This is a genomic window from Streptomyces sp. NPDC047072, from assembly GCF_040643855.1.
Lineage (GTDB): Bacteria > Actinomycetota > Actinomycetes > Streptomycetales > Streptomycetaceae > Streptomyces.
The window spans coordinates 113010-122985 of the sequence record NZ_JBEYVC010000009.1 but is presented as its reverse complement, the minus strand read 5'-3'; the positions used below and the strand labels follow the sequence as shown (position 1 = coordinate 122985).

Here is a 9976-nt window from a genome sequence, read left to right as displayed (position 1 = left end):
CCGGCTCGGGCTGTGAGCGCGGCCAGTGAGTTGGTGCAGGACGCTGGAGAGCGGGCCGCGGTAGGGCACCTGGCCCTCGATGCCCTCGGGCACGAGCTTGTCGTCGGAGCCGACCTCGGCCTGGAAGTAGCGGTCCTTGGAGTACGACTTCGCCTGCCCGCGCGACTGCATGGCACCCAGCGAGCCCATGCCGCGGTACGACTTGAACTGCTTGCCGTTGATGAACTGCAGCTCGCCGGGCGACTCCTCGCAGCCGGCCAGCAGCGAGCCCAGCATCACGGTGTCGGCACCGGCGGCGAGCGCCTTGCCGATGTCGCCGGAGTACTGGAGGCCGCCGTCGCCGATGAGCGGGATGCCAGCCGGGCGGGCGGCGAGGGAGGCCTCGTAGATCGCGGTGACCTGCGGGACGCCGATACCGGCGACGACACGGGTCGTACAGATGGAGCCCGGTCCGACGCCGACCTTGATGCCGTCGACACCGGCGTCGATGAGGGCCTGGGCGCCGTCGCGGGTGGCGACATTGCCGCCGATCACGTCGACGCCGACGCTGGACTTGATCTTCGCCATCCAGCTCAGCGCGTTGCTGTTGTGGCCGTGCGAGGTGTCGACGACCAGGAAGTCCACTCCGGCCTCGGCGAGCGCCTGGGCGCGCTCCAGGGCCTCGGGGCTGGCGCCGACGGCGGCACCGACGAGGAGCCGGCCCTCGGCGTCCTTGGCGGCATTCGGGTACTTCTCCGCCTTGACGAAGTCCTTGACGGTGATCAGGCCCTTGAGGACACCGGAGTCGTCGACCAGCGGCAGCTTCTCGATCTTGTGCCGGCGCAGCAGCTCCATGGCGTCGGTGCCGGAGATGCCGACCTGGCCGGTGACCAGCGGCATCGGCGTCATGACCTCGCGCACCTGGCGGCTGCGGTCCGACTCGAAGGCCATGTCGCGGTTGGTGACGATGCCGAGGAGCTTGCCGGCCGGGTCGGTGACCGGGACACCGCTGATGCGGAACTTCGCGCACAGGGCGTCGGCCTCGGCGAGCGTGGCCTCAGGGTGCACGGTGATCGGGTCGGTGACCATGCCGGACTCGGACCGCTTCACGAGGTCGACCTGGTTGACCTGGTCCTCGACGGAGAGGTTGCGGTGCAGCACACCGACGCCGCCGAGGCGGGCCATCGCGATCGCCATGCGGGACTCGGTGACCTTGTCCATGGCGGCGGACAGCAGGGGAATGTTGACCCGGACGTTGCGGGAGATGCGGGACGAGGTGTCGACCGCGTTGGGGAGCACCTCGGACGCTCCCGGCAGCAGCAGCACGTCGTCGTAGGTCAGCCCGAGCGTCGCGAATTTACCGGGCACTCCGTCGACGTTTGCAGTCATGACACCTTCCCCAATGGCCTTGATCGGTGCGGATGTCCATGCTAACGGGAAGCAAGGGTGGCAAATTCCACCGATTCCACGGCTCGGACCCGCTCCGGGCTTCGTATGTTCGTACGGAAGCGGCGCGCCGCCCGTTCAGGAGCGCGCCCCGTCCAGTGGGCCCCGCCTGCGCGCCCTATTGCTCGGCCAGCGCCCGCAGCCTGCTCAGCGCCCGGTGCTGCGCCACACGGACCGCACCGGGTGACATTCCCAACATCTGACCCGTCTCCTCCGCCGTCAACCCCACGGCGATCCGCAGCAGCAGCAGCTCGCGCTGGTTCTCGGGGAGGTTGGCCAGCAGCTTCTTGGCCCATTCGGCGTCACTGCTGAGCAGGGCCCGCTCCTCGGGGCCGAGGGAGTCGTCCGGGCGCTCGGGCATCTCGTCGGACGGGACCGCCGTAGAACCGGGGTGCCGCATGGCGGCCCGCTGGAGGTCGGCGACCTTGTGCGCGGCGATGGCGAAGACGAACGCCTCGAAGGGGCGCCCGGTGTCGCGGTAGCGCGGCAGGGCGAGGAGGACGGCTACGCAGACCTCCTGCGCGAGGTCCTCCACGAAGTGCCGGGCGTCGCCCGGGAGACGGGACAGCCGGGTGCGGCAGTAGCGCAGGGCCAGGGGGTGGACATGGGCGAGCAGGTCGTGCGTGGCCTGCTCGTCCCCTTCCACCGCGCTGTGGACGAGCGCACCGATCGCCCCATGGGGATGGGCAGCCTCGTCGTCGCGCATCGGTCCATGGTGCCCTGGCGTCGTTGGATCCGTGGCATCGCGCTGGTTGTTGTGCACCGAAGCGTTATGAGCAGGTGCGCCGGAACCCATCCCCTGCGCCCTCCCCTTCCGCTCGACCGATCCGTCCCCGAGAGACTCCACACCACCAAGGATGCGGCATCAGCGCCGAAACAAGCACCCGCGCCCCGGAAGGGGCGCGGGGCTGCATCAATGTGCGGCTCCGCCGCGCGGGCGCGACCAGCCACGAACAACCCGCACACAGCAATGGCGCTGAAGGACCGAGCTCTTAGCGAACCAGTCCCCACCGGAACCCGAGCGCCACGGCGTGCGCCCGGTCCGAGGCCCCGAGCTTCTTGAACAGCCTCCGTGCGTGCGTCTTGACGGTGTCCTCGGACAGGAACAGTTCCCGCCCGATCTCCGCGTTGGACCGCCCGTGGCTCATCCCTTCGAGCACCTGGATCTCACGCGCCGTGAGCGTAGGAGCCGCTCCCATTTCGGCGGACCGCAGCCGACGCGGGGCGAGCCGCCAGGTCGGGTCGGCGAGAGCCTGCGTGACAGTCGCCCGGAGCTCGGCCCGCGAGGCGTCCTTGTGCAGATAGCCCCGCGCACCGGCGGCCACCGCGAGGGCGACGCCGTCGAGGTCTTCCGCGACCGTGAGCATGATGATCCGCGCACCGGGGTCGGCGGACAGCAGCCGCCGCACGGTCTCGACGCCGCCCAGACCGGGCATGCGTACGTCCATCAGAATCAGGTCCGAACGGTCCGCGCCCCAGCGGCGGAGGACTTCCTCGCCGTTGGCCGCGGTCGTCACGCGCTCGACGCCGGGCACGGTCGCGACCGCGCGGCGGAGCGCCTCTCGGGCGAGCGGGGAGTCGTCGCAGACGAGGACGGATGTCATGGCCGCCCTCCGCAGCTGATGCACGTCACCTTGAGCCTCCAGGCTGGTACGAAATCGTCACCTGTGCGGTCGACCGTCTCGGACGCCTGCCCGAGCACTTGTGTTTTCAACCGCCTCCGCACTCTCAACGACGGTCACCCGAAAGAGTTACGGGGCTGTGCACTGTCTTCGGCACTCTACGTGAGGGCGTGGACACGGTGCAGACATGCGCGACGGACCCACAACGTTTCATCACAACCCATGCCCCATTCAGACCCTTTTCTTCCCATTTACCTGTGTCTGAGGCTAGATTCGCAATGAGTCATATTTTCATCTCCTTAGATCGTAGATGTACGGTCGTGGACACCGTATCCGCCCAGAACGGCTACAAGGGGTCACGCAATGGCAGATTTCTCCCGCCTTCCCGGACCGAACGCGGACCTGTGGGACTGGCAGCTGCTCGCTGCCTGTCGCGGGGTGGACAGCTCGCTCTTCTTCCATCCGGAGGGCGAGCGCGGAGCGGCCAGGAGCGCTCGCGAGAACTCGGCCAAGGAGGTCTGCATGAGGTGCCCGGTGCGCGCGCAGTGCGCGGCGCACGCGCTGGCGGTGAGAGAGCCGTACGGCGTGTGGGGCGGACTGACCGAGGACGAGCGCGAGGAGCTCATGGGGCGCGCACGGCACCGGCTGGTGTCGGCGCCGTCGCCTGTCGGGAGCGGCGTTTCGAACAACTGAAGGAACGTTTCTTCGAAAGGGCACGCACGCGCGTGCCCTTCCTTCACTTACGGGCCCGCTCGCTCACGGCCGCCAGCTGCTCCAGCGTCGCCGCGACCGCCGGCACCCGCGCCAGGTCGGGCAGGGTGAGCGCGACGATCTCGCGCCGGACCGCCGGCTCCAGCGTCACCGTGCGCGCACCCCGTGGCCGTACGGACTCGATCGCGAGCTGCGGCAGTACGGCGACCCCCAGTCCCGCGCCCACCAGGCCGACGACCGCCGGGTAGTCGTCGGTCGCGAAGTCGATGCGGGGCGTGAAGCCGGCGCCCTCGCACACCTCGACCAACTGGCCCCGGCAGCGCGGGCATCCGGCGATCCAGGACTCCCGCGCGAGCTCCCCGATGGCCACGGACCCGGCGCGCGCGAGCCGGTGCCGCTCCGGTACGAGGGCGACGAGCCGGTCGGTGAGCAGGGGCCGTACGACGAGGTCGTCCCAGTCCTCTTCCTGGGCCGCCCCCTCGTAGCGGAAGGCGAGCGCGATGTCGCAGTCGCCCTCGCGCAGCAGGCCGACGGAGTGCGGCGGCTCGGCCTCCTCCAGGGAGACCCGGGTGCCGGGGTGGGCGGCGCGCAGGGCGGCGAGGGCGGTGGGGACGAGGGTGGAGGTGCCGCTCGGGAAGGAGACGAGCCGCACGCGCCCGGCGCGCAGGCCCGCGATGGCGGCGACCTCCTCCTCCGCGGCCGTGAGCCCGGCGAGGATCCCGGCGGCGTGCCGCACCAGGGCCGTACCCGCCTGCGTCAACCGCATCTCGCGGCCGTTGCGGACGACCAACGGCGTGCCCACGGACGCCTCCAGGGCCTTCATCTGCTGGCTGACGGCGGGCTGGGTGCAGCCCAGTTCGCGTCCCGCGGCGGAGAAGGAGCCGGTGGCGGCGACGGCGCGCAGGACACGGAGATGGCGGGCCTCGATCACGGTCCGAGGATAAGCGTGTCTTTGGTACGGCGGCGGATCGAGCGTCGCGCCTTGGGCCGGTGTCCCTCCTCTACAGCGCACGCACAGCAACCGGACGCATTCGGTCCAGGTCATTAACCTGGCGCCATGACAACGGCATTGATTACGGGTTCGACCGCGGGCATCGGTGCCGCGTTCGCACGGCGGCTGGCGGCGGACGGGCACGACCTGGTCCTGGTGGCCCGCGACACCAAGCGGCTGCGCGAACAGGCGACCGAGCTGCACGACCGGCACGGCATCGAGGCGGAGGTGCTGAGGGCCGACCTCGCCGAGGACGCCGGGATCGAGACGGTGGCGGAGCGTCTGTCCGACCGTAAGAACGCCGTCGACCTGCTGGTCAACAACGCCGGCTTCGGGAACAAGGGCGCCTATCTCGACGTCTCCATGGCCGACGAGCTGAAGATGCTCAAGGTGCACTGCGAGGCGGTGCTGCGGCTGACGTCGGCGGCGACGGAGGCGATGCGGGAGCGGGGCCGGGGTGGCGTGGTGAACGTCGCGTCGGTGGCGGCGTTCGTGCCGCGCGGCACGTACGGGGCGTCCAAGGCGTGGGTCGTGCAGTTCACGCAGGGGGCGGCGCGGGATCTGGCCGGCAGCGGGGTGCGGCTGATGGCGCTGTGCCCCGGGTTCGTGCGCACGGAGTTCCACCAGCGGGCCGGGATGGGCACGGACAACATCCCGAACTGGATGTGGCTGGACGCGGACAAGCTGGTGGCGGCCGCGCTGCACGACCTTTCCCGGGGCAAGTCCCTGTCGATCCCCGACCCCCGCTACAAGACGCTGATGGGGCTGGTGAAGGTGGCGCCGCGCGGGCTGCTGGGCGGGATCTCGTCCAGGACGGGGCGGAAGTACGGGCCGCAGTGAGGGGGAGCCGCGGTTCCGGCCTGTACGCCGGGCGCGCTTGGTAACCTGCGCCGATGGACGAGGTGTTGGACGAGGGGCCGTTCTTCCACGGTACGAAGGCCGAACTGCGGGTCGGGGAGCACCTCACCGCCGGTTTCCGCTCCAACTACCGGCCCGAGATCGTGATGAACCACATCTACTTCACCGCGTTGCGGGACGGCGCGGGACTCGCCGCCGAGCTCGCCGCCGGTGACGGGGCCCCGCGCGTGTATGTCGTCGAACCGACGGGGGAGTTCGAGAACGACCCGAACGTCACCGACAAGAAGTTCCCCGGCAATCCCACCCGTTCCTATCGCAGCAGGGACCCGCTCCGGATCGTCGGCGAGGTCACCGACTGGACGCGGCAGACACCCGAGGCGCTGCGGATGTGGCGGGACCGGCTGGCCGCGATCCGCCAGGACGACCGCGCCGAGATCATCAACTGACGTGGGCCGCCGAGCATGCGAAGAGGCCCGGCACCTTCAAGGTGCCGGGCCTCCGTGCTGACGTACGTCAGTGGGCGTGCCCGTGGCCGTGGCCCGCGGCCGCCGGCTCCTCCTCTTCCTTCTTCTCGACGACCAGGGTCTCGGTCGTCAGGAGGAGGGAGGCGATGGAGGCGGCGTTCTCCAGGGCGGAGCGGGTGACCTTGACCGGGTCGATGACGCCGGCCTTGACCAGGTCGCCGTACTCGCCGGTCGCGGCGTTGAAGCCCTGGCCCTTGTCGAGCTCGGCGACCTTGGAGGTGATGACGTAGCCCTCGAGGCCCGCGTTCTCGGCGATCCAGCGCAGCGGCTCGACGACGGCGCGGCGGACGACGGCGACACCGGTGGCCTCGTCGCCGGTCTTGCCCAGACCGCCCTCAAGGACCTTCGCGGCGTGGACGAGCGCGGAGCCACCACCGGAGACGATGCCCTCCTCGACCGCGGCGCGGGTCGCGGAGATGGCGTCCTCCAGACGGTGCTTCTTCTCCTTCAGCTCCACCTCGGTGGCGGCGCCGACCTTGATCACGCACACGCCGCCGGCCAGCTTCGCGAGGCGCTCCTGGAGCTTCTCGCGGTCCCAGTCGGAGTCGGTGTTCTCGATCTCGGCCTTGATCTGGGCGACGCGGCCCGTGACGTCCGCGGAGTCGCCGGCACCGTCGACGACCGTGGTGTCGTCCTTGGTGACGGTGACGCGGCGGGCGGTGCCGAGCACGTCCAGGCCGGCCTGGTCGAGCTTGAGGCCGACCTCCTCGGAGATGACCGTGGCGCCGGTGAGGACCGCGAGGTCCTGCAGCATCGCCTTGCGGCGGTCGCCGAAGCCGGGGGCCTTGACCGCGACCGCGTTGAAGGTGCCGCGGATCTTGTTGACGACCAGGGTCGACAGGGCCTCGCCGTCGACGTCCTCGGCGATGATCAGCAGCGGCTTGGAGCCACCCGACTGGATGACCTTCTCAAGGAGCGGCAGCAGGTCCTGGATCGAGGAGATCTTGCCCTGGTTGATGAGGATGTAGGGGTCCTCCAGGACCGCCTCCATGCGCTCCTGGTCCGTCACGAAGTACGGCGACAGGTAGCCCTTGTCGAAGGCCATGCCCTCGGTGAAGTCCAGCTCCAGACCGAAGGTGTTGGACTCCTCGACGGTGATGACACCGTCCTTGCCGACCTTGTCCATCGCCTCGGCGATGAGCTCGCCGACCTGCTGGTCCTGGGCGGACAGCGCGGCGACGGCGGCGATGTCGGACTTCTCGTCGATCGGGCGGGCGGTCGCGAGGAGGTCCTCGGAGACCGCGGCCACGGCCGCGTCGATGCCCTTCTTCAGCAGCGCCGGGGAGGCACCCGCGGCGACGTTCTTCAGGCCCTCGCGGACCAGCGCCTGGGCGAGCACGGTGGCGGTGGTCGTACCGTCGCCCGCGATGTCGTTGGTCTTGGTCGCCACCTCCTTCACCAGCTGCGCGCCGAGGTTCTCGTACGGGTCCTCGATCTCGACCTCACGGGCGATCGTGACACCGTCGTTGGTGATGGTGGGGGCGCCGAACTTCTTGTCGATGACGACGTTGCGGCCCTTGGGGCCGATCGTCACCTTGACCGTGTCGGCAAGCTTGTTGACGCCGCGCTCGAGGGCGCGACGGGCGTCCTCGTCGAACTTCAGGATCTTCGCCATGGGAGCGGTTCAGCCCTCTCGGAAAACGTGGGAGAAACGAACTGCGCCCCAGACGCCCGGCTTCATATGGTGGCGGGGGCCCGGGGCGCAGCTCACAAGCAAAAAGCGGTGAATTACTTCTCGATGACCGCGAGCACGTCGCGGGACGAGAGGACGAGGTACTCCTCGCCGTTGTACTTCACCTCGGTGCCGCCGTACTTGCTGTACAGCACGATGTCGCCGACCTTCACGTCGAGCGGCAGGCGCTCGCCGTTCTCGAAGCGGCCCGGACCGACGGCGAGGATGACGCCCTCCTGGGGCTTCTCCTTCGCGGTGTCCGGGATGACCAGGCCAGAGGCCGTGGTCTGCTCGGCGTCGAGCGGCTGGACCACGATGCGGTCCTCGAGCGGCTTGATGGCAACCTTGGAGCTGGCGGTCGTCACGATCCGACCTCCCCCTTCGGAGATCTCACGGGGTTAACTGTCTGAGGTGGCGACCAGGTGGATCCGTCGTCGCGGGTGCCGGACCTGCCCGTCGCTGTGTTGGCACTCTCCAGGGGGGAGTGCCAGACCCGAGACTATGACCGTGATTAGCACTCGGTCAAGCGGACTGCTAATCGAGTGCGGCGCGGCGCCCGGTTTTCCCGAGGTACTCCTCCAGTCGCCCCACCCGCAGCCCCCGCTTCCGGATCTCCTCCAGCAGCCGCGTCGTGCGCTCGGTCAGCGTCGGTCCCGGCGACTCCCCGGACGTCTCCCCCGACGGCAGCGACACGATGTCGCCCGCCCGCAGCCCGGCGGAGGGCTCGGCGCCCGCCATCGACACGTTCCACAGCACGACCGCCGTGAGCCCGCAGTCGGCCGCCGCGCGGAGCGTCGTGCGGTCGTACGTGCCGTACGGCGGCCGGAACAGCGTCGGCCGGACCCCGAACCGGGACCGCACCTTCTCCTGCTGGCCGCAGATCTCGGCGCGCTGTCCGGCGTACGGCAGGCCGCGCAGGGCGGGGTGGTCGAGCGTGTGGTTCTGGATGCTCGCGCCGACCGAGAGGAGGCGCGCGAAGTGGCCGTACCCGGGGCCGACCACGCTGTCCGTGAGGAACATGCTGACCGGCAGCCGCCGCTCGCGGACCAGGTCGACGAAGCGCGGGTCCCGTTCGGCGCCGTCGTCGTAGGTCAGGAAGACGACCTTGTCGGTGGTGGCGACCCGCCGCACCACGGGCAGGGTCGCCGCTCGGCCCGCGGGCCCGTACGACCCGACGCGCTGCGCCGCCTTCATGCCCAGCCGCTCGATGGGGTCGACGGACTGCGCGCACCCGGCGAGCAAGAACCCCGCAAGCACCGCGGCGACCACTCCGCGCGACCTCACAGGTAGTCCTCAAGCCGGGCCACCGCGTACCCCTCGGCCGTGACCTTGTCCAGGAAGCGGCGGACCATGTCGGGCATCGTGCCCTTCCAGTCCTCGCGCCCGCGGAAGTGGCTGAGGACGATGTCGCCCGGGTGGATCCTCCGGTCCCACTCGCGGTACTCCCAGTGGTCGACGAAGACCTCCTCGTTCCACAGCGGCGCGTACCGGATCCCGCACGACTTCGCGGCGCGCAGGCTGTCCTCGTCGTAGTTGCCGTACGGCGGCCGGAAGAGCCGGGGCCGCTCGCCGTAGTGCTTCTCGATGACGTCCTGCATGCCGCAGATCTCGCGCTTCTGGCGCCGGTACGACAGTCCCGGCAGATAGGGGTGGTGGAGGGTGTGGTTGTTCAGTACGACCCCCCGGTCCCGCATCTTCCCGAAGTACCCGTAGTCCTCCTTGACCAGGTAGTCGCTGAGGAAGGCGGTGTACGGGACCTTCAGCTCGCTCATCATCCGCAGGAACGCGGGGTCCTTCTCGGCGCCGTCGTCGATCGTGAGGAAGACGATCTTCTGTGTCGTCGGGATCGTCGTGAAGACCGGCGGCAGCCCGCGCTCCTCGTGACGGTCGACCTCGAAGCCGTCGCGGGTGGTGATACGGGGCTTCGTCGCGGGCGCCGGCGGGGCGATGAGTGGCACCCTCTTCAGCCCCCAGCGCTTGGCGGCCGCGACCCGGGCCCGCTCGGCGCGGATCTTGGCGGCCTGGAGATCTACGACGCGGGCGGGCGGGGGTGCCTTGAGGGGCTGTTTCCCTGGAGGATCAGCGGGCCGAGCGCAGCCGGAAACGAGGGTGGCCAGCGCCAGCAGAGTGACCAGCGCGCCATTTCTATACTTTTGTCCTACGGTTCCCATGG

At 69.9% G+C, this 9976-nt stretch carries 11 protein-coding genes; 3 read left to right on the top strand and 8 right to left on the bottom strand.

What is annotated here, in order from left to right; genetic code table 11:
- The 3 genes from guaB to ABZ896_RS06590 form a co-directional block, all read right to left on the bottom strand.
- On the bottom strand, positions 1-1368 hold a 1368-nt coding region (gene guaB, locus ABZ896_RS06600; protein ID WP_360922876.1), incomplete at its 3' end, for an IMP dehydrogenase.
- A 175-nt stretch (positions 1369-1543) separates the two neighbouring features.
- Positions 1544-2131, bottom strand: coding sequence for a sigma-70 family RNA polymerase sigma factor (locus ABZ896_RS06595; RefSeq protein ID WP_007384137.1), 588 nt, complete (start codon positions 2129-2131; stop codon positions 1544-1546).
- A gap of 286 nt (positions 2132-2417) precedes the next feature.
- Entirely contained in the window at positions 2418-3029 is a 612-nt protein-coding gene (locus tag ABZ896_RS06590; protein ID WP_003948568.1) for a response regulator transcription factor, read from the bottom strand.
- A gap of 381 nt (positions 3030-3410) precedes the next feature.
- Here ABZ896_RS06590 and ABZ896_RS06585 point away from each other — a divergent pair, with 381 nt between their 5' ends.
- Positions 3411-3740, top strand: coding sequence for a WhiB family transcriptional regulator (locus tag ABZ896_RS06585; RefSeq protein ID WP_360922872.1), 330 nt, complete (start codon positions 3411-3413; stop codon positions 3738-3740).
- Between the two features lie 43 nt (positions 3741-3783).
- On the opposite strand, the gene ABZ896_RS06580 is transcribed toward ABZ896_RS06585, so the two are convergent.
- Positions 3784-4689 carry a LysR family transcriptional regulator gene (locus ABZ896_RS06580; RefSeq protein WP_360922869.1) on the bottom strand — a complete coding sequence of 302 codons (906 nt, stop codon included), beginning with the start codon at positions 4687-4689 and terminating at the stop codon, positions 3784-3786.
- A gap of 126 nt (positions 4690-4815) precedes the next feature.
- Here ABZ896_RS06580 and ABZ896_RS06575 point away from each other — a divergent pair, with 126 nt between their 5' ends.
- On the top strand, positions 4816-5589 hold the full coding sequence (locus ABZ896_RS06575) for an SDR family oxidoreductase (protein ID WP_360922866.1): 774 nt from the start codon (positions 4816-4818) through the stop codon (positions 5587-5589).
- Between the two features lie 53 nt (positions 5590-5642).
- Positions 5643-6053, top strand: a complete 411-nt coding sequence (gene arr / locus ABZ896_RS06570) for an NAD(+)--rifampin ADP-ribosyltransferase (RefSeq protein ID WP_360922863.1) — start codon at positions 5643-5645, stop codon at positions 6051-6053.
- A 67-nt stretch (positions 6054-6120) separates the two neighbouring features.
- On the opposite strand, the gene groL is transcribed toward arr, so the two are convergent.
- From groL to ABZ896_RS06550, 4 genes are all read right to left on the bottom strand, one after another.
- Positions 6121-7746: a chaperonin GroEL gene (gene groL / locus ABZ896_RS06565; RefSeq protein ID WP_360922861.1), complete on the bottom strand. Its 1626-nt coding sequence runs from the start codon at positions 7744-7746 to the stop codon at positions 6121-6123.
- Between the two features lie 113 nt (positions 7747-7859).
- A complete protein-coding gene (groES, locus tag ABZ896_RS06560) occupies positions 7860-8168 on the bottom strand; it encodes a co-chaperone GroES (protein WP_031477499.1) in 309 nt (102 codons plus the stop codon).
- A gap of 169 nt (positions 8169-8337) precedes the next feature.
- Positions 8338-9087 (bottom strand): polysaccharide deacetylase family protein, encoded by a 750-nt coding sequence (locus tag ABZ896_RS06555; RefSeq protein WP_360922858.1) that lies wholly within the window; start codon positions 9085-9087, stop codon positions 8338-8340.
- Entirely contained in the window at positions 9084-9974 is an 891-nt protein-coding gene (locus tag ABZ896_RS06550) for a polysaccharide deacetylase family protein (protein WP_360922855.1), read from the bottom strand. Before ABZ896_RS06550 ends, ABZ896_RS06555 begins: the two co-directional genes overlap by 4 nt.
- Between the last annotated feature and the right edge of the window lie 2 nt (positions 9975-9976).